The organism is Polaribacter sp. MED152, assembly GCF_000152945.2.
Classification (GTDB): Bacteria; Bacteroidota; Bacteroidia; order Flavobacteriales; family Flavobacteriaceae; genus Polaribacter.
The window spans coordinates 1,720,208-1,744,149 of record NC_020830.1 but is presented as its reverse complement, the minus strand read 5'-3'; the positions used below and the strand labels follow the sequence as shown (position 1 = coordinate 1,744,149).

Sequence of the window (23,942 nt, the reverse complement as noted above, 5' to 3'; positions counted from 1 at the left end):
AAATGATTTATCTTTGCCAAAATTTTGAAAATATGAGTTTTACCATTAGAAGAGGTTTAAAAGAAGATATGCAATCTGTACATAATTTAATTATGGAGCTAGCTATTTTTGAAAAAGAACCAGATGCTGTAGAAATTACTGTAGACGATTTAATCAAAGACGGATTTTCTGAAAAGCCAAGATTTAAAATTTTTGTAGCAGAAGAGAACGAAACCATTATTGGTATTGCTCTTTTTTATGAAAGATATTCTACTTGGAAAGGTAAAACCATTCACTTAGAAGATTTAATCGTTACTAAAAAACGCCAAAAAATAGGTGCAGGTAAAGCATTGTACACAGCTGTGTTAAACTATGCTTATGAAAATGATTTCAATAGAGTTGCTTGGGAGGTTATAGATTGGAATACAAATGCCATTGAATTTTATAAAAGTACTGGTGCTACTTATTTAAATGATTGGTCTGTGGTTCAAATGAACAAAGAGAATTTGGCAAAATTTATAGAAAATAACTAGATAGATGAAGATTTTTAAATTTGGTGGTGCCTCTGTTAAAGACGCAGAAAGTGTAAAAAATGTTGTTTCAATCATTAAAAATGAAGGAGCCAAAGATACTCTAGTAGTAGTTTCTGCTATGGGTAAAATGACAAACGCTTTTGAAGATGTTATAGATTCATATTATCATAAAAAAGAAGATTTACCAAGTAAATTGAACTATATAGAAGAGTTTCATAAAAATATCATGAGCTCTTTATTCGATAAAACAGATGAGGTTTACAAAGAAGTAGATGTTTTATTTGGAGAGTTAGGTTGGTTTTTGGCCAGAAATACTTCACAAAGGTTTAACTACGTTTACGATCAAATTATTTGCTTTGGTGAGTTATTATCAACAAGAATTGTTAGTGGTTATTTAGCAAAAATAGGCCAAGAGAATGTTTGGTTTGATGTAAGAAATTATATTAAAACAGACAGTAATTATAGAGATGCAAAAGTAGATTGGGAGCTAACAGAAGAGCTTATCAATAAGAAAGTAGATACTTCTAAAATTAACATCACCCAAGGATTTATTGCAGCTAATGATACAGAAAATACTACCACTTTAGGTAGAGAAGGGTCTGATTATACTGCAGGTATTTTTGCCTATTGTTTAAATGCAGAAAGTGTAACTATTTGGAAAGATGTACCAGGTGTTTTAAATGCAGATCCAAGAGTGTTTTCTGATACCACTTTATTAGCTCAAATTTCATACGAAGAAGCTATAGAGATGGCTTTCTATGGAGCCTCTGTAATACACCCAAAAACGTTACAACCCATAGAAAAGAAAGAAATTCCTTTGTTGGTACGTTCTTTTGTAAACCCAAAAGAAAAAGGCACCACAGTTTCTAAAGGTACCATGTTAGAACCATATATACCTTGCTATATTGTAAAGAAAAATCAAATTTTAGTTTCAATATCGGCCTTAGATTTTTCATTTATGGTTGAAAATAATATTAGTTTTATCTTTCAAAAACTACACGATTATCAGCTAAAAGTTAACCTGATTCAAAACTCTGCCATTAGCTTTTCTGTTTGTATAGATAACAAGTTTAATAAGTTTGATGAATTCCATAAAGAATTAGAGCATCAGTTTAAAATAGATGTTCAGAAAAATGTAGACTTGTATACTATTCGTCACTTTGATGATAATGCAATAGAATTGATTGAAAACAAAGGAGAATCTTTATTAACTCAAGTAAACAAAGAAACTTCGCAAATTGTGATAAAACCCAATTAAATAAAATTTCGATTTCGTTTTTTTTACTATGTTTGTTCTCTAGTATTAACTTCGAATTATGCCATTAGTAACATCTAAAGAAATTGCACAAGTAATTGGTTTACAGAAATTTGGTGTTTTAGGAACTTTTGTTGGATGGCTACTTATTAGAGTTTTACGAATCTCTGCAATCAATAAAATTTACAAAAAGAATAAAGATAAAACTGATTTAGCTTTTTTAAATGGTGTTTTAGATGATTGTAATATTGAATTCCAAATTCCGGAAGAAGATTTAAAAAGAATTCCCAAAGAAGGTCCGTTTATTACAGTATCTAACCATCCTTTAGGAGGTATAGATGGCGTTTTATTACTAAAATTATTAATAGAAAAAAGGGCCGATTATAAAATTATAGCAAACTTTTTATTGCATAGAATAGAGCCTTTAAAGCCCTATATAATGCCTGTGAATCCTTTTGAAACAAGAAAGGACGCTAAATCTAGTGTTGCAGGTATAAAAAGTGCATTACAGCATTTAAAAGAAGGTAAACCTTTAGGGATCTTTCCTGCTGGTGAAGTTTCTACTTATAAAGATGGTAAATTAAAGGTAGATAAGCCTTGGGAAGAAGGTGCTGTACGTTTAATTAAAAAGGCACAAGTACCTGTTATTCCTATCTATTTTCATGCAAAAAATAGTGGATTATTCTATTTTTTATCTAAAATTTCTGACACTTTAAGAACAGCCAAATTACCATCAGAAGTTATTTCGCAAGAAGGCAAAGTAATAAAAGTTAGAATAGGAAAACCAATTTCTGTAGCCGATCAAAAAGAGTACAAAGACATACCTTCTTTCTATGAATTTATTAGAAAGAAAACTTATATGTTGGCTAATCCTTTTGAGAAAGCGAACAAGCTAATCTCTACAGAATCTATTAAAATTAAAAAGCCAGCTAAAAAAATTGCTGCACAAAGAAATAAAGATTCTTTTCTTAAAGAAATTAATAATTTAAGAGACAAAGACTGCCGACTTTTAGAAAGTAAGAATTATGAAGTTTTCTTTGCCAATGCAAAAGACATACCTAACGTTTTACATGAAATAGGCAGGTTAAGAGAAATTACGTTTAGAAATGTAGGTGAAGGTACTAACAAGGCTCTAGACTTAGACAAATACGATAAGTATTATTATCATCTAATTCTTTGGGATAATCAGGCTCAATGTTTAGCAGGAGCTTACAGAATGGGTCTTGGTAAAGAAATTTATAAAAGATTTGGCATTAATGGTTTTTACATTCAGACTCTGTTTAGAATTGAGCCAGAATTGCATCAAATGATGGAGAATACCATAGAAATGGGTAGGGCTTTTATTATTGATGAATATCAGCAAAAACCAATGCCATTGTTTCTTTTATGGAAAGGTATTGTGCATGTAACTTTACGTTATCCTGAATATAAATATTTAATGGGTGGCGTTTCTATTAGCAATCAATTTTCAGATTTTTCAAAGTCGTTAATGATTGAGTTCATGAAGTCTCATTATTATGATCCTTATATTGCTCAGTACATTTATCCAAAGAAAGAATATAAGGTTAAATTAAAAGGTGATGATAAAGATTTTGTGTTTGATGCCACAAAAGCAGACATGCAAAAGTTTGATAAGATTATTGATGAAATTGAACCTGGAGCATTAAGAATTCCTGTTCTGATTAAGAAATATGTGAAACAGAATGCAAGATTGGTTGCATTTAATGTAGATCCTAAATTTAACAATGCTGTAGATGGTTTAATGTATATCAAGGTTGCAGATATACCAGAAAGTACAGTAAAACCGGTAATGGAAGAATTCCAAGCAGAGTTAGAAAGGAAAGCTGCAGAAATACTTAAAAAATAAAAAACCCAAGCTTAGCTTGGGTTTTTTTATAACAAGTTAAATTAGCTTATTTATTTTGCTTAGCAAGTAAATCTCTAATTTGCTCTAATAATTCTTCTTGACTTGGTCCTTTTGGAGCTTCTGGTTTTGGCTCTTCTTTTTTCTTTGTTGCATTAATACCTTTTACAATCATAAACATTACAAAAGCTACAATGATAAAGTCGATGACATTGGTTAAGAAATCTCCATATAAAACAGCAACTTGACCAACAGTTTCACCTGCATCATTTAAAGTACCTTCTTTCACTACCCATTTTAACTTTTTAAAATCGGCTTCGAAAATTAAACCAATTAAAGGCGAAACAATACCTCCTGTAAACGATGTTACTACTTGTTTAAAAGCAGCACCCATAACAAAACCTACTGCAATATCTATAAGGTTACCCTTCATTGCAAAGTCTTTAAACTCTTTTAACATTCCCATTTATTGTATAATTTTAAGTTGATGAAATGCTAAAGTAATAAAATTTTATGATTTTAACATTTTCTTAACACGTGGAGAAATCGAAGTTAAGGTTTCATAAACGATAGTTTCAGAGGCATCTGCTATATGTTTAAGCATGTCTTGACTGTTAAATATGATAACTTCATCACCTTCATTACAATCAATTTTGGTTACATCAACCATAATCATGTCCATACAAACATTACCAATAATTTTTGCTTTTTGATTGTTGATTAAAACATAACCTGCTTCATTTCCTAATTTTCGAGATAAACCATCTGCATGCCCCACAGGAATTGTCGCAGATTTACTAGGTTTTTTAGCAACAAATGCTCTATTATAACCCACAGTTTCACCTGGTTCAATAAGGTGAATTTGCGAAATTATAGATTTTAAATTGTGCGTATTTTTAAGTTGCTTGGTTTCTTCATCATCATTACCAAAACCATACAAGCCAATACCAACTCTAACCATATCAAACTGAGCTTTGGCATAGTTTACAACACCAGAAGTGTTTAAAATATGCAACATAGGCTCATAGCTTAAATGTTTATAAAACTGTTGTACTATGTATGCAAAACTATTTAGTTGATTGTTGGTGAAATCTTTTTCTTCTAAATCTTCACTAGCTGCTAAATGAGAAAAAAGTGATTGTACTTTTATGTGATTGGTTTCTTTTAATTCTGAGATAATTTTAGGAATATCTGTATGCCAAAACCCAAGCCTATTTAAGCCTGTATTAAATTTTATATGTACAGGATAGTTCATTAAAGGAATCGTGTCTGCTAACTCTAAAAAGGCGTGAAATATTTTAAAATTGTATAAATTAGGTTCTAATCTGTAATCAATAATGTCTTGTAAAGTAGCTATTTGAGGATGTAAAACTAAGATTGGTGTTTTAATATTTGCTTCTCTTAAGGCAATACCTTCATGAGCGTAAGCTACCGCAAAATAATCTACTTTATCTTTTAAAAAATCAGCAACTAAAACTCCATCACTACCATAGCCAAAGGCTTTAACAACTGCTAAAATCTTAGTGTTTTGGTTTAATTTATTTTTAAAATAATTTAAATTATGGACTAATGCTTTGCTATCAATCTCTAAAACGCTTACGTGATTATTCATTCTTGCGTTGAATTTAAATCGGTTTTAGAAGTATCGATATCTGAATTATTGCTAGCTTCAACAGAGGTAAGTTGTTCTTTTTCTTTAACAGCTTTGTAATAAGCAGCTCTGCTTAATGGTTCATATTCTTGGGTTTCGCCAAGCATAACCAAGTTGTCATTTTGTGCTTTTCTAAAACTATAATGAGCTAAATTACCTGTATGAGTGCACACTGCATGCACTTTAGTAACATACTCTGCAGTAGCCATTAGTGCTGGCATTGGGCCAAAAGGTTTACCTTTAAAATCCATATCTAAACCAGCAACTATTACACGAACTCCTCTATTGGCTAAATCATTGCAAACAGCAACAATTTCATCATCAAAAAACTGAGCTTCATCAATACCAACAACATCTACATCATTGGCTAACAAACGAATATTTGAAGAAACAGGTACAGGCGTAGAACGAATTCTAGAATCGTTATGAGAAACCACTTCTTCCTCATCATACCTTGTATCAACAGCAGGTTTAAAAATTTCTACACGCTGTTTTGCAAATTGAGCACGTTTTAAACGCCTAATTAACTCTTCTGTTTTACCAGAAAACATAGAGCCACAAATTACCTCAATCCAACCAAATTGTTCTGTATGATTTACAGTATTTTCAAGAAACATTTTGTAATTTTAAGCGTTATAATTTTATACTTTTGTGTAATCCTCAACGTTTACAAATTTATAAATATTTAGTAGTTTAATTTAATTATAAGACACAACTTATGCACAAAAAATTAGAGAGCGAATTAATTAGTTTAGCTCATAGCATCTTAAAGATGAAGAATAAGGATGATGTGTTTGCATTAAAAGAGAAATCTAGAGAAATCTACGAAAAGTTATCTATGCTGGCTTTTGTAGATGAATATTTAGCTACAACTCCAAATACTGCTGAAAATAAAGAGGTTTTGGTCGATAAAATTGAAAAAGCGTTTGAACAAAAAGAGGAACCAATTGTAAGTGAAGATGAAGTTAAAGAAGAAAAAGTACTTGAAGAAAAAGTAGTTTTTAATTTAATTGATGAACCAGAAGTTGAAGAACAAAAAGCAACAGAACCAAAGCCAGAAAAGAAAACAACTCAGCAAAAATTAGAACAACCTTTTGATGAATTAGAAGAGATTATGTTTTCTAAACCAAATGATGTTGCAGAACCAGAAGCAGAAAAAGAGGTAATAAAAGTAGAAGAGCGCAAAACAATGTCTTTAGAAGAAGAATTGCACGATATTATTTCTGTAGATGTCATGGCTGATTTGTTCGAAAACGCCCAACCAAAATCTTTAAACGACAAATTAAATACCAATATCCAAATTGGTTTAAATGATAGAATTGCATTTGTAAAACATCTCTTTAATAACCAGCAAGAAGATTATAACAGAGTGGTATCTCAATTAAATACTTTTAAAACAGAAAAAGATGCCAAAAACTTTATCAACACAATGGTTAAGCCAGATTATAATTGGGCAGAACAAGAAGAACTAGAAAGTAGGTTCTTAGAAATAGTGGCACGAAAGTTTGCCTAAAAAGTACATCAAAAAATAGTTTAAATTCTGAAGCCGATTTTAATTCATACGCATTTTCATAAGCGAAAAACAGGTGTTACTAGAAGTATAGAAAACGTACTTCCTTTCTTTGCTGATCAATTTGAAACTTATGTGTATGGTTCTAATATTAATGGGAATCATATCACTACCAAAAAACTTAAATCAGTATTATTTTCTAACGAAAAAGTCATTGTGCATTGTCATAGAAACAATGAAATTATGCGAATGTTATTTTATCGTTTTTTGGGCGCTAAATTTACACTTGTAGCAACTAGACATGCAGAGGCTAAACCTTCTGGATTAACCTTGTTTTTATTAAAAAAAGCAGATAAAGTAGTTACTCTTATTACTTCTACGAGTAAAAACTTAGGGATAGAAAACACGAAGATTGGTCATGGAGTTCAAGTAGATAAATTTGTACCAGAATCAACTAAGAGGTTGTTGAATATATCTCAAGAAAATATAATTTTAAATGCGGGTAGAGTTCGTAAAGAAAAAGGGCAATTGGTGTTATTAGAGGCTGTAAAAAACTTAAAAAAACACCCAACTTGGGCTTTGGTAATTGTTGGTAAAGTAGACAAACCTGAATTTCTAAACGACCTAAAATCAATTGCTAAAAAACATCAGATAGAAAGTCAAGTTTATTTTATAAATGAAACTAGAGATATTGTTTCTTATTATCAAGCCGCAAAAATTGTAGTTGCACCTAGTTTTTCTGAAGGATTTTCTTTAGTAACTGCAGAAGCTATGAGTTGTGAAAACACAGTAATAGCTACCCAAAATGTAGGTGTACATTCTGAGTTAATAAACCATGGTAAAAATGGATATTTATTTGAAGCAGGCAATGAAAATCAACTAGAAGATATTTTATTTAAATTAATAGAGCAAAAAATTCCTTACTTAGGTAAAGAAGCTAGAAAAGAAATTATTAATAATTGGAGTGCCAAAAAAGAGGCCAAAAGTTTAACTGAATTCTATTTAAAAAATTAATCAAATGAAAAAAATCTTAGCAATCTTATTTTTAACAGTATTGTCCTCATATATGGCAAATGCTCAAAAAATTGAAATGGAAAAAGTTTTTGGAGGTTACCAATTTAAGCAAGAAGGAAAAACCTTGCTTTTAAAAGATATGCAAGAAATCATGAAGGAGAACAAAGAAGCATTTGAGTTGGTTCAATCTGCTAAGTCCAATCAAACTTGGGCATTGATCTTAGGAACTGCAGGTGGTGCTTTAGTGGGTTTCCCTATTGGAACTGCCATTGGTGGTGGAGATCCAGAATGGGCTTTAGCAGGTGCAGGTGCTGCTTTAATTGTGGCTACTATTCCTATTGTAAAAGGTTTTAATAGAAAAACCAAAAAAGCAGTAGAGTTATATAATAATGATATTTCGTCTACCAGTTATCAATTTCAACCCAGCTTTAATTTAAAAATTAATGGTGCAAACGTTGGCATCTCAATGAACTTCTAATGAAAAAGATACATACCCTTCTTGCTTTTTTTATGGTGTTTACAGCTTGTAAATCCACAAAAAATGTTCCAAATTATATAGAAACTGATACTAGTACATCACCTAATTATAATTTAGAAAAAAAATGGGCAGTGTTACCAAACAAATACACCAAAGACTTTGCTGAGTTTGCATCTAAAGAACAAGATACTTTACAAGCAGATGTATTTTATGTATATCCAACTCTAAATTCAGAAAAAGATGATTTAAGATGGAATGTACCTGTAGATGATAAAAAACAACAAAATAAAGTCTTAAATAGAGCTGTACTTTTTCAGGCATCTGCCTTTGCAACTGCAGGTAAAGTATACGTTCCTTTTTACAGACAAGCACATTTACGTTCGTATTCTAATTTAGAAAATGGAGGAGAAAAAGCACTATTATTGGCGTATTCAGATGTAAAAAAAGCCTTTGAATTGTATTTAAAAAAATACAATAATGGCAGACCAATTATCATAGCAAGTCACAGTCAAGGTTCTACACATACCAAGCTTTTATTAAAAGATTTTTTCGATGAAAAACCTTTACAAAAAAAGTTAATTGCGGCTTATGTTATTGGTACTATCGTAAAACCAAATCAGTTTAAGGCAATTAAAGTGATGACAAAACCGAATGAAACTGGTGGTTTTGTAGGTTGGAATACTTTTAAAAAAGGCTATTATTCTAAAAAGGGAAAAGATTATTTTAAAGGTAGTGTAACTTCAAATCCTATAACTTGGAATTTAGATAAAACTACAACCTTAGAGCAGCACAAAGGTTTTTTGTATTCTAACAAAAAATTATACGAGAATGCTTTAGAAATTGAAATAACAGATGGTTTAGTTTGGACAACCACACCCAAATTTCCTGGTAGGCTTTTTATGTCTTTTATGAAAAATTATCATGTTGGAGATATCAATCTTTTCTGGAAAGACATTCAGCAAAATGCGGTTTTAAGAACAAATGCATATTTAAAAAATAATTCCAAAATGTAACAAAATTTTTACTTGATCGTCTGAAAGGAAAACCAAGTAACATGAAAAAATTAATCACATTCGTATTTGCACTTTTTGTATTAACTGCATCAGCACAAACATCAACCTTTAAAAAGTTTTATAAAAATCATAAAGAATATTCTCAATTTTCATTAAATGTATCTGCATCTATGGTAGGTTCTTTTTTTAATGATGAAGATTCAGAAGAGGTTACAGATTTACTTAAAAAATCTGGTAATTTTAAATTAATGGTTTTTGATAACGAAAACCAAGAAGTATCTAAAGACTTTAAAAAGTACATTAGAAGAAATAATTTAAAGACAATGGTTCGTGTAAAAGGCGATGATAGTAGAGCCGAATTTTACACGTTAGAAAAAAACAACTTAATAAAAGAAATAATTTTTAAAGCGAATAGTGACGATGATAGTTTAGTGCTTTTAGGTTTAAAAACCAGCATGACAAAAGAAGAACTTGCAAAATTGCTATCTAACTCAGATAAAATTTAAAACAAAAAAGAGAAAGTGTTAATTCACTTTCTCTTTTACTTTTTCTACTTCTTTCTTACTGTTTCCAATAAAAATTTCATCATCAATAATAAAAACAGGTCGTTTTAAAAAAGTATATTCTTCTAAAAGATATTTTTTATAATCGGGTTCAGATAAAGACTTATCTTTTAGACCTAAAGACTTGTATAACCTTGCACGTTTGTTAAATAGAGCTTCATAACTATTAGAAAGTGCATACATTTCTTGTAGCTGAGTTTCATTAACTGGATTGACTTTTATTTCTTGCTGTTCAAATCCATCTAAATTCACCTCTTTTAAGATACGTTTACAAGTATCACAAGTTTTCAAAAAATAAACTTTCTTCATTTTATATCAATTATATTTACAGTATCAAAATTAAGTATAAAAATGAAAATTCAATTTGATATTTTACGAAAATCTAGAGATTTAATTTTAAAAGAAATAGATGGTTTATCTTTAGAAGAACTGCATAAAATTCCAGAAGGTTTTAAAAACAATATTGCTTGGAATGTAGCACATGTAGTAGTTACTCAACAATTATTACACTATGGTTTATCAGGCTTAAATTTATTATGTCCAGACGATTTGGTAGAAGCACATAGAAAAGGTACAGTGCCTACAAAAACCTTTACAGAAGAAGAATTTAATGAAGTAAAAGAACTACTAATGGGTTTGCCAGATACTTTAGAAGAAGATTTTGAAGCTGGTATTTTCGAAAATTATAAAGAATACCCAACCAGTACAGGTTTTGTACTTTCTTCGATAGAAAACGCAATTCCGTTTAACAATTTTCACGAAGGTATTCATTATGGTATCATTAGATCTATAAAAAAGTTTTTATAGGTTTAGAAGCTATTTCCAGCTTTCACTACTCGCTTTTTTAAGTTGCTGATAAAAATCAGCAACTTAAAAAGAGCTTAAACAAAACGTTCAATCTGGGCTAAGCGTTTCTATTAATTTCTAGCTTTCAATAATTTTAAGTCTATTCAAAACATGAAATTCAATACCAAAACAATTCACGGAGGTCAAATGCATGAAGAAACAACAGGTTCAGTAATGCCACCCGTTTTTTTAACATCTACCTTTGCACAATCTAGCCCAGGTGAACATAAAGGTTATGCCTATGCAAGAGGAACAAACCCAACCAGAACCGCTTTAGAAGCTAGTTTTGCAGCTCTTGAAAATGGTACACATGCCTTTGCATTTGCGTCTGGAATGGCTGCTATAGATGCAGTTTTACGCTTATTAAAACCGGGTGATGAAATTATTGCAGGAGATGATTTATATGGTGGTACGTATAGAATGTTTACCCAACTTTTTCAGAAATATGGGTTGGAGTTTACTTATGTAGATATGAACTCTATTGAAAATGTAACCTATGCAATTACTGCTAACACAAAGTTGATTTGGATAGAAACACCAACGAATCCTTTAATGAAAATTGCAGATATAGAAGAAATATCAACGAAAGTAAAAGATGAAAATTCAGAAATTTTAGTAGCTGTAGACAATACCTTTGCTACACCCTATTTACAAAAACCTTTAGATTTAGGTGCAGATATTGTAATGCATTCTGCTACAAAATATTTAGGTGGTCATTCAGATTTGGTAATGGGCGCTTTAATGGTTAACAACGAAAAACTGGCTAAAGAAATTCATTTTATTCAATTTGCAGCAGGTGCAATTGCTGGGCCTATGGACTCATTTTTAGCGTTAAGAGGGGTAAAAACATTGCATGTAAGAATGCAAAGACATTGTGAAAATGGGTTGAAGGTGGCTAAATTTTTAGATGCACATTCAAAAGTAGGCAAGGTTTATTATCCAGGTTTAGAAACCCATGAAAGTTATGCAATTGCTAAGAAGCAAATGAACGACTTTGGAGGAATGGTTTCTTTTAAATTAAAAGACGAATCTCAAAAAGCAACATTTGCATTTTTAGAAAGCACAAAGTTATTTACGCTGGCAGAATCTTTAGGAGGTGTAGAAAGTTTGGTAAATCATCCTGTAACCATGTCTCATGGTTCTATACCAGAGAAAGAACGTTTAAAAATAGGTATTACAGATTCCTTAATTCGCTTAAGTGTTGGTATAGAAGATATTGATGATTTGCTTAACGATTTAGAGCAGGCATTAAATGCTTAATTTCTAAAAATTTTAAGATCTTGTATTAAAATTTGGTTTAAAACTTCTTTTCTCTTTTGAGATAAAGCTTTTTTTCATCTGAAAATAGACGATTGAACCTAAAATAGGTGCAACTAGAATTAAAAAGAAAAATAGCAATTTATTTTTTTGATTTTTAAAGTTACTTCTACTTACATCTAAAATTGCCCAAAACCATAAAACTACTGCCAACAGCACTAAAATTAGTAAAGGTAAAGACCAAGTTAGCATAATTCTTTTTTAGTTTATTGTAAATATTTCTTCTACAAAGTAATTGGCTCTAAGCGTATAATTATTTATGGCTTCGTTGTAAATAATTTTTTCAGGAAGCTGTTTCTTTAAGTAATTTCCAGTATCCCATTTATTATTACCATTTTCATCTATAATAGCTCTAACAGTATATCTAATAGGTTCTAATAAATCAAAAACTAATTGAGAAGACGAGTTAATGAAGCGTCTTTCTATAATTTTGTCTTGATCTTTTCCAGCCAGTAATTCAATAATTAAGTTTTTAGAATTTATATTATTTACGTTTAAAGTAATTCTACCATAATCTTCTAATTCATTGGTGTTAAAATAATAGGTTAAACTATCATTAGAAACCTCATAAATATCTGTAAATGCTTTTGGTAGCACTTTAAATTTGTATTTATCTTCTGGTTTTTTATCAAAAACAAAGGCAATTTTATTTTCTTTTTGTGATGAAATTATATCATATTTAACAGCCAATGTATCTTTATCAAATAAGTCAATTTTAGTGCTATCTATATTTATAATAGGTGTATTACTACTTATGAAAAAAGTATCTCTTAAATTTAAAATATTTCTTGTAGAGGCTTCAAGTACTAAAGAATCTATATTCTTTTTACGCAATCTTACTGTAATTGTATCTAAAATATTTTTGTTAGCTACAACAAAATTTAATGAATCTGCCTCAATAGGTGTAAACCAATAATTTAAAGTATCTTTTTGTGTATCAAATTTTGCAATACTTTTAAAATCTTCAGGAACATTAGAAAGCAAATTTATTTTCATGTCTTTAGCATTGCCTGAAAAGCCAAATTCAATTTTACCTTTTGTAGTTTCTTTTCCTCTTGCAAATTCGTAAGGTTGTTCTTCGTTAAATAATACAATAGAATTCGGAATAATACTATCTCTTGGCAATTGAATGGTATCTTTATAAAAACCAATTTTATCTGTTTTAGGATTAAAAACATAATCGTTTAATGGCTCTTTTAAAGCCAATAGTAAATAGTTACCTTTTCTTAAATTGGTAAAAGTATAGTTGGTAGTATCTAAAGTACTAGTTACGTAATCTGGCTTTTTTTTATAGATGATAGAATCGTTAAAAGTACTATCAATTCTATACATTAATACGTTTACACTTCTTGGTGTTTCAAGTAATTCAGCATCTTTTATAGTACCAAAAGTGGTTAAAGAATCTATATAAGTGCCTGTAGAAAAAACATATTTAAAGTTTTCAAGTTTATTCCCCTCATTATTATCTTGAACAGCATTTCCAAAATTAAAAATATAGGTGGTGTTTGCTTTTAATGTATCTATTATTTCAATTTTAATAAATTCACTTGGTGTACCTTGAGGTGTAATTAAAGGCGGATTTTTCATTGGAGGAGAAACTACCAACTGTTTATTTAAATCCTTTAAAGTAACATACTCATCAAAATTTATTTTAATCTCTTTTTCATCAAAATTAATACTTTCATAAGGAGGATTTGCAGTAACAAACAAAGGTGCTTCTTCATCCTTAGGACCTCCATCTGGTCTTCCAGTTCTTGCACAATTGGTAATCAAAAATAGAAATGATACTAAAAAAAGTAGCTTGTAACCTGTTTTCACAAAAATAAATTTAAGACAAAATAACGATTAATTTTTGAATAAAAAATCATAAAATTTATTCAGTAAATGCCATTGTTAAAATACTGATAGTTGCATTTTCAGCATTTTGAAATTCATTTGCACAAGCTTCTAGAGTTGCGCCTGTGGTAATTACATCATCAATAAGTAAAATATGTTTATTGTTAAAAAAAGAAGAATCCTCCAATTGAAACTTGGTGTCATTATTATTAAAGCGTTCAAAACGTGCTTTTAAAGTTTGCGTTTTAGTGGCTGAAATTCGTTTTAATTTGCCTTCAATTAAAGGTTTATTTAAATGATGACTTAATTGTTCTCCAAATTTGGTGACCTGATTGTAACCTCTTTCTTTAAATTTCTTAGGATGTAAAGGCACAGGTACAATGTAATCTACAGATTTAAATTCTTTATTTTCGCTGAGTAATTCACCTAACCAATTGCCAAAGAATACCCCAATTTCTTCATTGTTTCTATACTTTAATTGTTGTATTAACTTTCTTGTACTGCCTTTTTTCCTGTAGAAAAGTAGGGCATAACCTTTATGTATTAAAGTGCGTCCGTAAAAAGTTTTAGTAACCTTATTTTCTCTAAAATTGGTAAAGTTAGTCAATGGTAAATCATGTCTGCAAAGTGTGCAAATTGTAGTTTCATTATCAACTAGTTTCAATTCACAAACTGCGCATAACTTTGGGTAAAAGAGATATAATAGATCTTTTAATATTTTCATAGCATAAAAGAAATCTACCTAAAGATACGTAAAATGATTTTTACCACTTTTTAAATCGCTGTTTTATTGATAAATTTCAGTAAACGTTTATCTTTGCGCTCATTATGGCAAAACAAGAAGATCAGTTTAAAAAAGTTTTATCGCACGCAAAAGAGTATGGTTATGTATTTCAGTCTTCTGAAATTTATGATGGTTTAAGTGCGGTTTACGATTATGCTCAAAATGGAGTTGAGCTAAAGAAAAATATTAGGGATTATTGGTGGAAAGCAATGGTGCAAATGCACGAAAACATTGTAGGTATAGATGCAGCAATTTTAATGCACCCAACTACTTGGAAAGCTTCTGGTCATGTAGACGCCTTTAATGATCCATTAATTGATAATAAAGATTCAAAAAAACGTTACAGAGCTGATGTTTTGGTAGAAGATTTTAGAGAAAAAATAAATCAGAAAATAGAAAAAGACATTGCTAAAGCAAAAAAACGTTTTGGTGATGCTTTTAATGAAGAAGAGTTTAGAGCTACTAATCAAAATGTAATTCGAAGACAAAAACAAATCGATGAAATTTCTGCTGAATTAACTAGGGTTCAAGAAGAAAGTGATTTGGTTGGTTTTAAACAGCTAATTGTAGATTTAGGTATAGGTTGCCCAGCTTCTGGTTCTAAAAATTGGACAGAAGTAAAGCAGTTTAACTTAATGTTTGGTACACAAATAGGTGCATCAGCAGAAAATTCTACTCAAGTTTATTTAAGACCAGAAACTGCCCAAGGTATTTTTGTAAACTTTTTAAACGTTCAGAAAACAGGACGTATGAAAATCCCTTTTGGTATTGCACAAACAGGTAAAGCTTTTAGAAATGAAATTGTAGCAAGACAATTCATTTTTAGAATGCGTGAGTTTGAACAAATGGAAATGCAATTCTTTGTAAAACCAGGTACCCAAAAAGAATGGTATAATTCGTGGAAAGAAACACGTTTAAAATGGCATTTAAGTTTAGGAATGGGAGAAGAGAACTATCGTTTTCATGACCATGACAAATTAGCGCATTATGCAGATGCTGCAGCAGATATTGAGTTTAATTTTCCTTTCGGATTTAAAGAATTAGAAGGGATACATTCAAGAACTGATTTTGATTTAAAAGCACACGAAGAATTTTCTGGTAAAAAATTACAGTATTTTGATCATGAAGAAAATAAAAGTTATGTGCCTTATGTAGTAGAAACATCTATTGGTTTAGATAGAATGTTTTTAGCTGTTTTTTCTAAATCGTTACAAGAAGAAGAATTAGAAAATGGTACAACAAGAACCGTTTTAAAATTACCTGCAGTTTTAGCACCATTTAAAGCAGCAGTTTTTCCATTAGTTAAAAAAGATGGTTTACCAGAAGTCGCCAAGCAAATTGTAGAAGATTTAAAATGGGATTTTAATGTATTTTACGATGAAAAAGATGCAGTTGGTAAACGTTATAGAAGGCAAGATGCAGCAGGTACTCCATTTTGTATTACAGTAGATCATGATTCTTTAGAAGATGATTCAGTAACTATTAGACACAGAGATTCTATGGATCAGAAGCGTGTTAAAATTTCTGATTTAAGAGCCATTATTAAAGCTGAAGTTGATGTAAAAACTTGGCTTAAGAAAATGGAAGCTTAAGAATTACTTAGCATAAAAAAATCCCCATCAAGTTATTTGATGAGGATTTTTTTTGTTTAAAAATATTATTTTTTAGAATCTGTAACCTAAAGATATTCCAATTCTTGGAAATCCTTCATAACTAGAATCTTTTATCAGATTTCTACCAACACCTAAAAGCAATTCCGTAGAAAAACCTTTTTTAGAAACAAATTTACCTCCAACAGAAACGCCTAAAGCAAAACCTGTTTCGAAATCTTCATTGTTACCAAATATGTAACGATCTGTAGCAGAGAAAAGAGCACCAAAACCTTCTACAAAAAAACCTCTAGCATATTTACCCGAAAAATAACGTCTATAATATGGAGTAATCGCGTATTTTAAACTGCTTTCATCAGTATCTGTATTTAAGGTAGCTGCTAATCCATAAGAAGATTCTTCATCAATTAAACCTTCATAAGAAACATCTATCCATTTACCTGCAATTAGTGTTAATGCATTGATTTTAAGTTCATGTTTTTTACCCTCATCTTGTGGATAAACTTTCTCTTTTTCTTGTGCCAAAGAAATAAACGACACACCTAAAAATACTAATAGTATTACTTTTTTCATAGATAATTAATTTGATTTTAAGTCTAGCTAATGTATTAAAATTTAAATGTAAAAAAGTTAAAAAATAGCCCTTAACTGAACACTTCCTGTATGTATGGCTCTAGAGTTTTCACTTTTTCTTCCAAAGTAACTCAAATTAAGGTTTAAAAAGCTGTTCAGCTTTCTATTGAATAGCAAATTCCATGTGTAGTTTTTACCAGCTTGTAAACCTTCTAACATTTGATAAGCAACAGGTGAATTTGTATTACCTGTAAAATCATTTAAGAACACATTTACGTTTGCAGAGATTTGATTCTGTTTTTTATCAATTAAAAAATATTCAACACCAAATTTTTGCTGAGCTAAGGTTTCAAAATTCTCAATTTGGTTTTCCTTATTCTTAAAATGATAGAAGGCCGAAAATCTATGATTGCTATTGTATAGAAAACTTATTTTTGGAGAAATTTCAAAAGCATCAATACTATAGTTTCTGTCTGTAAAATTCTCAGTATCCAAATCGTTTTTACTTAACTTGTTTAGCATTTCTATCAACCAAAATTTAGAGAATTTATGAGCATAATCTAATTGATGAATTTTAATTTTATTTTCTTGACTACCAATAAAGAATTGTTGTTTTAATTTAGAGCTACCATAAGTAAAGGTAAAACTGTGTTGTTGCAAGTCTTTATTAAAATACAAACTGTTTCTAAAATTTAAATTTAGACCAACTAAAGAATTTTCATTAAAATCAAAAGGATTAAGTTGAAAGCTATTTCCCATACGTTCCTGTTCGTTTTCTACTGTTAAAAAACTTTGATTGTAAAACTTAGAAAGTATTTTTTTAAACCCTGTTTTTGAACTCCAATTTCTTAAATTAATGGTTAAGTTCTGTTTCCATTGTGCACGTTGAGTAGCAATAAAACTTAGATTGGGTTTAGGTAAACGTAAATAATTTGCTTGATCTTGAAATTGAGCAACTTCAAATTCATTAAAATCTTTAATACCATCATTGTTATAATCAATCCAGGTATAAAAACCTAAACCAGGTTCTGTTTGTACATAAATATAATCTTGCCTTGCAACGTTTCCAGAAGAGGTTTCGTAAATGGTGCTAATATTTACAAAATTATTAAACAGTTTTTGATTAAAAACCACTCTTGAGTTTAGTGTTTTTTCATTTTCTGTAAAAGCGTTTTCGGTAAGTCTGTAATTGGCATAAATTGCCAAATTGGTGTTTTTGTTTTTAATAAGTTTACTGTTAACGTAAAATGTTCTTCGGTTATTAATTTCTGTAAATGAGTTGGATTTTATACTGTCGTTATTTCTGTAATTCACTCCAATTTTAGCAAAAACTTTAGTAGAATCTCCTATTCCATAGTATGCTTCATATTCTTTGAATCTATGACTTGTGTTTATAAATTGATTTGTATTTGCCTCTTTTCTAGAATTTGTTTCTATGTTGATAAAAGAACCTAGCCATGATTTTTGTAAAGAATATTCTGCTTTTGCTCTTGCTCTTAAAAAGAAATTATCTTCAATAGTTGAAGAGTTAGATAAATAGCTAGCATCAGCAAAAAAAGTAGTTTTGTTCGATTTTATTTTTGATTTTAATCTGTGTTTAGCACCTCTAAAACCATTGTCATAAGTTAAGTTGTTAAAACGATAAGTAATAAAATCGTCCTTTGCATTGCTAAGATTTAATTCTGATTGAAAGTAATTTTTTGTAGCATTGTTTGTAAGTATATTCCAATCTCTATTGAACTCTACAGGTTCATATCTTTGCACTGTTCTAAAGTTTTGTTGTGCATATTCATGGCTGATTTTACTCACCAATTTCCACTCTTTATCTATTAAAACCTGTTGCCAATTTACTTTGGCAGCCAAGCCAATATTTTCATCATCACCTATGCTTGAAAATAGATTTTGGTCATTATTACTCAATGCAATTTCTGCATCTAAAGTTGTTTTTTTTGTAGCATTCAGAGAGGATTTTACAACAAACATTTGCGATTTTGAAGGTGCAATTAATCGAACAACAGGATTGTAATCTCCTTGATTTGCGCCAACATAAACATAAATATTTCCAATAGCAATGGTGCTGTCTAAAACGTAATCGCCATTATTACTGCCAACATTAGTAAAAGTTACAGAAAATAATTCATCATTTTCATTTGTAGAATACTCAAAAAAAGTTTCGTTGGTATTCGTTACTCTTTTATAGAGAATCTTATTTTCATCAAAAGTATCTAAGAATGCACTTTCTGCAAACATTGCATTGATATCATTACCAGCATTGGCTAATATTTCTTTTTGGTTGTTAGTTAAACTTTGTTGTAAAGGTTGGTTTTTTGCATCATTTTCTGAATAAAAGTAACCAGCCAAACTAAATTTTTCTCCTTTATATTCCGCTTTTTCATAAGTAATAAATCGTGTATAATTTCTTTCTGAATATTGAAAATCTATCCAAATTCGCATGTCATTAGTAATAGGAAAAGTAGTAGTGAATGTAATTTCACCCAAATTATAATTAATGTTATAATCTTCATTTTCTCCTCGCTTTAAAAGGGTGCTATTTACGTAAACCTTTTCACTTCCTTCAATAATTAAAATAGCAGCTTCATTGTTGGCGCCTAAAATTTTGTACGGACCTTGGTTGCCCTCAATTCCTGTAAATGTAAACGTATTAAAAGTACCTCTAACAACTGCACCAGAAGCAGCTACTAGTAAATCATCTGTAACTTTTGCTTCTACCTCTAAACCAGCAACTTGTTTTACAAAAGGAAAAAAGAATGTTTCTGAATTTTTTAGAGATAAATCACCAGCTTTAACACGCCAATTTTTGGCATACATTTCTATAAAAACTCGATCAAAATCTGTTAAATTTTGAGAGTATCCATTTTCTTGAATGGGAATATTCGTGTCAAAAATATTGGCTCTTAATGATACATTTTTAGATAATTTACCAGAAATTTCTAGGTCTAAAGCAGAGTTGGTTACAGCATTTTGATTGTTACCCGAAGTTAATCCTCTAGTAATAAAACCTCGTGTATCTAAACCTTCGAACAAATTAATTTCTGACGGTTTTTTATTTGTAGTTAAGCTATATAGTTTTCCCTGATTGGTATTTTGTTTGATAATTAATTTTTTATCAAAAGGAGTGTAAACTTTTGTTAGAAAATTGGGTAATCGATAATATTCTACATAAAGGATTTGGTATTTTTTTGCATCAACAATTAAAATTGCCTTGTTAAAGTCGATGCTATAATCGGTTTTTGACAATCGTTTTTTGGTGGCATCAAAAATTTTAAATTCTAAAGAGTTTAGAGGAACAGAATCAAGCTGAATGGTATCTTGTTTTACTTCTAAAACTTTTTTTCTATAATCTGTATTTGTTGTTTGAGCCTGAATACAGAACCCAATGAATAAGAAAAAAAGAAAAAGTATTTTTTTAAACATATTAACAATATGTACGTAACGTAAAAATATGTTTTTTATGTTTTACGATGCCTTTTTTTAAAAAAGAGATTGTTGTTTATTGGGGCTTTCATGATTTAACAACCACTTTTTCCGCCAAAGACCACCTGCATATCCTGTTAGAGAGCCATCAGAACCAATAATTCTGTGACAAGGAATTATAATCCATAAAGGGTTTTTTCCATTTGCAGCAGCAACTGCTCTTATGGCTTTAGCATCGCCCAAAGTTTTGCTTTGTTCTAAATAACTTCTTGTTTTACCATAAGGAATGTTTAGTAATGATTTCCAAACTTTAATCTGAAAATGTGTTCCTTTAGGATTTACAGTTAAATCAAAACTTGCTCTTTCTCCATTAAAATATTCTTTTAGTTGTGTAACACAATTTTGCAATAGCTCAGGGGTTTTTTTAGCTAAGTCTTCTTTAAGTACTTCTTTTTCATCTATCACACAAACAGATTGAATACCATTTTCATTGCCTGTAATTTTTGCAATGCCTATTGGTGTTTTGTGGTATGTGATTTCTGATTCCATAACTTAGACTCCAAAAACGTCTTTAGAATTTTGAGTGGTAATTTGTGCAATTTTTTGATACGATACTTGGTAAATATCTACTAACTTATCAACTACATTGGTTATGTATGCGCTTTCATTTCTTTTACCTCTAAAAGGTTTAGGTGCTAAATAAGGTGCATCTGTTTCTAAAACAATATGCTTTAAATCTATTTCGTTTAAGAATTTATCAATTTTGCCATTTTTAAAAGTTGCAACTCCGCCAATACCTAATTTCATATTGTAAGAAATAGCTTGCTTGGCTTGTTCTAAATTACCTGTAAAGCAGTGAAAAATACCTCTTAAATCATCTCCTTTTTCAGATTCTAATACCTCAAAAATTTCGTCAAAAGCATCTCTACAATGAATAACAATGGGTAGTTTTTGAGATTTTGCCCATTTAATTTGAGTTCTAAACGCCTCTAGTTGTTGTTTTAAAAAAGTGGTATCCCAATACAAATCAATACCAATTTCACCAATGGCATAAAAGCTTTTTTTATCAATCCACTCTTTTATGTGTGCCAATTCTTCAAGATAATTTTCCTTAACAGAAGTTGGGTGAAGCCCCATCATTAAAAATACATCTTCAGGATTTTCTTCTTCTAAAGTTAACATTCTGTTTGTGTAACTAGAATCTATAGCAGGAATAAAAAATCGAGAAACGCCTGCATCTTTAGCACGTTGAATCATTGCTTTTCTATCCTCATCAAATTGTTCTGAGTATAAATGCGTATGTGTATCTGTAATCATGAAATGTGAATAATTTTCATCAACAAAATTAAGAATATTCATGCGTATAAAATCAAAAGAATTGCTATTTATAAACTGTATCTTTGCACAAATTTCATAATATGACTTTTAAAGAATTAGACTTATCTAATCAGCTACAATATGCTATTGAAGATTTAGGTTTCGAAAACCCAACACCTATTCAAGAGCAAGCATTCTCTGTAGTGAGATCTGGAAAAGATGTAGTAGGAATTGCACAAACAGGTACAGGTAAAACCTTTGCTTATATGATGCCAATTTTACGCGATTTAAAATTCTCTAAGCAGAAACATCCAAGAGTTTTGGTTTTGGTGCCAACTCGTGAATTGGTAGTGCAAGTTGTAGATGAAATAGAAAAGTTATCTAAATACATTAATACTCGTGTTTTAGGGGTTTATGGTGGTACCAACATTAATACACAAAAACAGGCCATTTTGCAAGGTCAAGATATTATTGTGGCAACTCCTGGACGTTTATATGACCTTGGGTTAAGCAATGCTTTAAAGCTAAAATCAATTCAAAAATTGGTGATAGATGAGGTTGATGTAATGCTAGATTTGGGATTCCGTTTTCAACTAATGAACATTTTTGATATTCTACCTGAAAGAAGGCAAAATGTATTATTTTCTGCAACCATGACAGAAGATGTGGATGAATTAATTTACGATTTCTTTAAAAATCCTGAAAAAATATCAATTGCAGTAAGTGGTACACCTTTAAATAATATTGAACAAATCTCTTATAATGTACCTAACTTTTTTACCAAAGTTAATTTGCTAAATCACCTTTTAAGCGATAAAGAAACTTATAATAAAGTGTTGATTTTTGTGGGTTTTAAAAGAACTGCAGATTATTTGTTTAAGCATTTAGAAGAAGTTTTTGGTAGTGAAACTTGTGTAATACATTCCAATAAAACTCAGAATTATAGAATACGTTCAATTCGTCAGTTTGATGAAGGTAATAACAGAATTTTGGTGGCTACAGATGTTATGGCTCGTGGTTTAGATTTTGATAATGTAAGTCATGTTATTAATTTTGATACACCAGATTTCCCTGAAAACTACATGCATAGAATTGGTAGAACAGGTAGGGCTGAAAAAGCGGGTAAAACTATTTTATTATCTACTGCAAAAGAGCAAGAAGCAAAAGAGGAAATAGAAGCTTTAATGGATTATAAAATTCCTCTTTTAGAATTACCAGAAGAAATAGAAATCTCTACGCAGTTAACAGAAGATGAACGCCCAAAAGAAGATAGAGAACAATCTAAAAACAGAACAGGTCTAGAGTATGTGCCTGGCCCAGCTTTTCATGAAAAAAGTGAAAAGAACAGTAAAGTAAATTTAGGTGGTTCTTACAGAAGAGAAATTGCCAAAAAATATAAAAAGCCTAAAACAAGAGGTGATAAAAATTACAACAGACGAAATAAAAAGAAGTAATGCAGATTTTAACCGCTCAAGAATTGCATAATTTAGCCATGAATATTGTGGGTGAGAAGCTTACAAAAATGGGCTATGAATTTCAAGCTATAAACAGTCAGTTAAAAAGACATCCACAATTTGTACTTTTTAAAAAAGGAGAACCTACTATTTTTGTTTTGGTAAAAGCAACTAATAATTTGCAGAACCCTAATGAATATGATACAATCTGGATGGAAACATTTTTAAACCACGCAAAAAAGCAAAATGCAAAGGTGTGGTATGCAGGTGTAGGTATTGCAAATGCAGAAAGTGTAGAAAATCCTGTTTTTAAAGATCAGCCTTATTATGTGGCTTTTGATGATTTTTTAAAGTTGTTGTAAGTATAAATTTACATTTTAATTAGTAATAGTTATTCCATTTACCATTTCTTCTTGATTCGGTTTTTCAAACCAAGTCTCCATAAAATCAAAATTTTCTTGAGTTACTTCAAATTGATAAGTAGCACCTTTATTTTTATTTCTATGTAAAACTCTCTCAAGTCTTTTTTCTTTTGAAATGTCTAAAAAATGAATTTTAAGATCGTAACCATTTTGGGTTGCAAACTTTCTAAATTTTTCTCGATGTTCTACTTTTGATAAGCCCAAATCTAAAATAGAATCTGTTTTAGTATTTTCTAACTGATGCACTAAATTTAAGATTACATCTTCAGCTCTATCAATTCTTTCAAGAAACCAATCTAAACCATCCTCTATATTTTTATCTTTTAAAAACAAGGTTTTGTTCCAATAATCTATAGAAAAAACAATGCCATTTATTTTTTGTTTTAATGCATTTGAATAGGTTGTTTTGCCTGAACCTGTATTTCCTACAATTAAATGTATCATTGAAATCTTATTAAGTTTGTTGTTTGATTAAAAATAAAAAACCA

General features: G+C 30.0%; 25 protein-coding genes. 13 read left to right on the top strand and 12 right to left on the bottom strand.

The annotated features are described in order from the left end of the window. The first annotated feature begins 32 nt into the window (after nt 1–32). From MED152_RS07735 to MED152_RS07725, 3 genes are read left to right on the top strand one after another with little or no spacing between them, the layout of a single operon-like run. Nucleotides 33–512, top strand: a complete 480-nt coding sequence (locus MED152_RS07735) for a GNAT family N-acetyltransferase (protein WP_015481306.1) — start codon at nt 33–35, stop codon at nt 510–512. Nucleotides 513–516: 4 nt separating this feature from the next. Continuing rightward, nucleotides 517–1,770, top strand: coding sequence for an aspartate kinase (locus tag MED152_RS07730; protein WP_015481305.1), 1,254 nt, complete (start codon nt 517–519; stop codon nt 1,768–1,770). Between the two features lie 58 nt (nt 1,771–1,828). Beyond that, nucleotides 1,829–3,634, top strand: coding sequence for a lysophospholipid acyltransferase family protein (locus tag MED152_RS07725; protein ID WP_015481304.1), 1,806 nt, complete (start codon nt 1,829–1,831; stop codon nt 3,632–3,634). A gap of 46 nt (nt 3,635–3,680) precedes the next feature. Here MED152_RS07725 and mscL read toward each other — a convergent pair whose 3' ends face one another. From mscL to MED152_RS07710, 3 genes are read right to left on the bottom strand one after another with little or no spacing between them, the layout of a single operon-like run. Beyond that, entirely contained in the window at nt 3,681–4,091 is a 411-nt protein-coding gene (mscL, locus tag MED152_RS07720; RefSeq protein WP_015481303.1) for a large-conductance mechanosensitive channel protein MscL, read from the bottom strand. A 51-nt stretch (nt 4,092–4,142) separates the two neighbouring features. Continuing rightward, a complete protein-coding gene (alr, locus tag MED152_RS07715) occupies nt 4,143–5,243 on the bottom strand; it encodes an alanine racemase (protein WP_015481302.1) in 1,101 nt (366 codons plus the stop codon). Beyond that, on the bottom strand, nt 5,240–5,899 hold the full coding sequence (locus MED152_RS07710; RefSeq protein ID WP_015481301.1) for a thymidine kinase: 660 nt from the start codon (nt 5,897–5,899) through the stop codon (nt 5,240–5,242). Before MED152_RS07710 ends, alr begins: the two co-directional genes overlap by 4 nt. A gap of 101 nt (nt 5,900–6,000) precedes the next feature. Here MED152_RS07710 and MED152_RS07705 point away from each other — a divergent pair, with 101 nt between their 5' ends. The 5 genes from MED152_RS07705 (at nt 6,001) to MED152_RS07685 (ending at nt 9,803) form a co-directional block, all read left to right on the top strand. Then, on the top strand, nt 6,001–6,795 hold the full coding sequence (locus MED152_RS07705; RefSeq protein ID WP_015481300.1) for a hypothetical protein: 795 nt from the start codon (nt 6,001–6,003) through the stop codon (nt 6,793–6,795). A 240-nt stretch (nt 6,796–7,035) separates the two neighbouring features. Beyond that, nucleotides 7,036–7,806 (top strand): glycosyltransferase family 4 protein, encoded by a 771-nt coding sequence (locus tag MED152_RS07700; RefSeq protein WP_238559135.1) that lies wholly within the window; start codon nt 7,036–7,038, stop codon nt 7,804–7,806. 4 nt (nt 7,807–7,810) lie between these two features. Further along, on the top strand, nt 7,811–8,284 hold the full coding sequence (locus MED152_RS07695) for a hypothetical protein (RefSeq protein ID WP_015481298.1): 474 nt from the start codon (nt 7,811–7,813) through the stop codon (nt 8,282–8,284). Further along, a complete protein-coding gene (locus tag MED152_RS07690) occupies nt 8,284–9,297 on the top strand; it encodes a DUF3089 domain-containing protein (RefSeq protein ID WP_015481297.1) in 1,014 nt (337 codons plus the stop codon). Before MED152_RS07695 ends, MED152_RS07690 begins: the two co-directional genes overlap by 1 nt. Before the next feature lie 41 nt (nt 9,298–9,338). Continuing rightward, complete coding sequence (locus MED152_RS07685; protein WP_015481296.1) at nt 9,339–9,803, top strand: DUF4252 domain-containing protein; 465 nt, start codon at nt 9,339–9,341, stop codon at nt 9,801–9,803. 18 nt (nt 9,804–9,821) lie between these two features. Here MED152_RS07685 and MED152_RS07680 read toward each other — a convergent pair whose 3' ends face one another. After that, on the bottom strand, nt 9,822–10,169 hold the full coding sequence (locus MED152_RS07680) for an arsenate reductase family protein (protein ID WP_015481295.1): 348 nt from the start codon (nt 10,167–10,169) through the stop codon (nt 9,822–9,824). A gap of 42 nt (nt 10,170–10,211) precedes the next feature. On the opposite strand from MED152_RS07680, the gene MED152_RS07675 reads away from it, so the two are divergent. Together MED152_RS07675 and MED152_RS07670 are read left to right on the top strand one after the other, a co-directional pair. Further along, the gene (locus MED152_RS07675) at nt 10,212–10,667 is read left to right on the top strand and encodes a DinB family protein (protein WP_015481294.1); all 456 of its coding nucleotides are present in this window, start codon (nt 10,212–10,214) and stop codon (nt 10,665–10,667) included. A gap of 150 nt (nt 10,668–10,817) precedes the next feature. Beyond that, on the top strand, nt 10,818–11,966 hold the full coding sequence (locus tag MED152_RS07670) for a cystathionine gamma-synthase (protein ID WP_015481293.1): 1,149 nt from the start codon (nt 10,818–10,820) through the stop codon (nt 11,964–11,966). Between the two features lie 12 nt (nt 11,967–11,978). Here the strand turns inward: MED152_RS07670 and MED152_RS07665 are convergent, their stop codons facing one another. Genes MED152_RS07665 through MED152_RS07655 form a run of 3 tightly spaced genes read right to left on the bottom strand, consistent with a single transcriptional unit; the run spans nt 11,979 to nt 14,523 of the window. Next, a complete protein-coding gene (locus MED152_RS07665) occupies nt 11,979–12,215 on the bottom strand; it encodes a PLDc N-terminal domain-containing protein (protein ID WP_015481292.1) in 237 nt (78 codons plus the stop codon). Between the two features lie 9 nt (nt 12,216–12,224). After that, the gene (locus MED152_RS07660; RefSeq protein WP_015481291.1) at nt 12,225–13,841 is read right to left on the bottom strand and encodes an Ig-like domain-containing protein; all 1,617 of its coding nucleotides are present in this window, start codon (nt 13,839–13,841) and stop codon (nt 12,225–12,227) included. Between the two features lie 55 nt (nt 13,842–13,896). Then, nucleotides 13,897–14,523, bottom strand: coding sequence for a ComF family protein (locus MED152_RS07655; RefSeq protein WP_238559134.1), 627 nt, complete (start codon nt 14,521–14,523; stop codon nt 13,897–13,899). A 164-nt stretch (nt 14,524–14,687) separates the two neighbouring features. Between MED152_RS07655 and MED152_RS07650 the strand changes: the two genes are divergently transcribed. After that, nucleotides 14,688–16,235 (top strand): glycine--tRNA ligase, encoded by a 1,548-nt coding sequence (locus tag MED152_RS07650; RefSeq protein ID WP_015481289.1) that lies wholly within the window; start codon nt 14,688–14,690, stop codon nt 16,233–16,235. A 72-nt stretch (nt 16,236–16,307) separates the two neighbouring features. Here the strand turns inward: MED152_RS07650 and MED152_RS07645 are convergent, their stop codons facing one another. Genes MED152_RS07645 through MED152_RS07630 form a run of 4 tightly spaced genes read right to left on the bottom strand, consistent with a single transcriptional unit; the run spans nt 16,308 to nt 21,578 of the window. Next, nucleotides 16,308–16,826, bottom strand: a complete 519-nt coding sequence (locus MED152_RS07645) for a DUF3575 domain-containing protein (RefSeq protein ID WP_015481288.1) — start codon at nt 16,824–16,826, stop codon at nt 16,308–16,310. A gap of 57 nt (nt 16,827–16,883) precedes the next feature. Further along, nucleotides 16,884–20,261 carry a hypothetical protein gene (locus tag MED152_RS07640; protein WP_015481287.1) on the bottom strand — a complete coding sequence of 1,126 codons (3,378 nt, stop codon included), beginning with the start codon at nt 20,259–20,261 and terminating at the stop codon, nt 16,884–16,886. A gap of 57 nt (nt 20,262–20,318) precedes the next feature. Then, nucleotides 20,319–20,810, bottom strand: coding sequence for a methylated-DNA--[protein]-cysteine S-methyltransferase (locus MED152_RS07635; protein WP_015481286.1), 492 nt, complete (start codon nt 20,808–20,810; stop codon nt 20,319–20,321). Nucleotides 20,811–20,813: 3 nt separating this feature from the next. Continuing rightward, nucleotides 20,814–21,578: a TatD family hydrolase gene (locus MED152_RS07630; protein WP_015481285.1), complete on the bottom strand. Its 765-nt coding sequence runs from the start codon at nt 21,576–21,578 to the stop codon at nt 20,814–20,816. A gap of 101 nt (nt 21,579–21,679) precedes the next feature. Here MED152_RS07630 and MED152_RS07625 point away from each other — a divergent pair, with 101 nt between their 5' ends. Together MED152_RS07625 and MED152_RS07620 are read left to right on the top strand one after the other, a co-directional pair. Then, nucleotides 21,680–23,032 carry a DEAD/DEAH box helicase gene (locus tag MED152_RS07625; protein WP_015481284.1) on the top strand — a complete coding sequence of 451 codons (1,353 nt, stop codon included), beginning with the start codon at nt 21,680–21,682 and terminating at the stop codon, nt 23,030–23,032. Then, nucleotides 23,032–23,394, top strand: a complete 363-nt coding sequence (locus MED152_RS07620; protein ID WP_015481283.1) for a hypothetical protein — start codon at nt 23,032–23,034, stop codon at nt 23,392–23,394. Before MED152_RS07625 ends, MED152_RS07620 begins: the two co-directional genes overlap by 1 nt. A gap of 15 nt (nt 23,395–23,409) precedes the next feature. Here MED152_RS07620 and MED152_RS07615 read toward each other — a convergent pair whose 3' ends face one another. Continuing rightward, nucleotides 23,410–23,898 carry an ATP-binding protein gene (locus MED152_RS07615; RefSeq protein WP_015481282.1) on the bottom strand — a complete coding sequence of 163 codons (489 nt, stop codon included), beginning with the start codon at nt 23,896–23,898 and terminating at the stop codon, nt 23,410–23,412. Nucleotides 23,899–23,942: the final 44 nt, after the last annotated feature.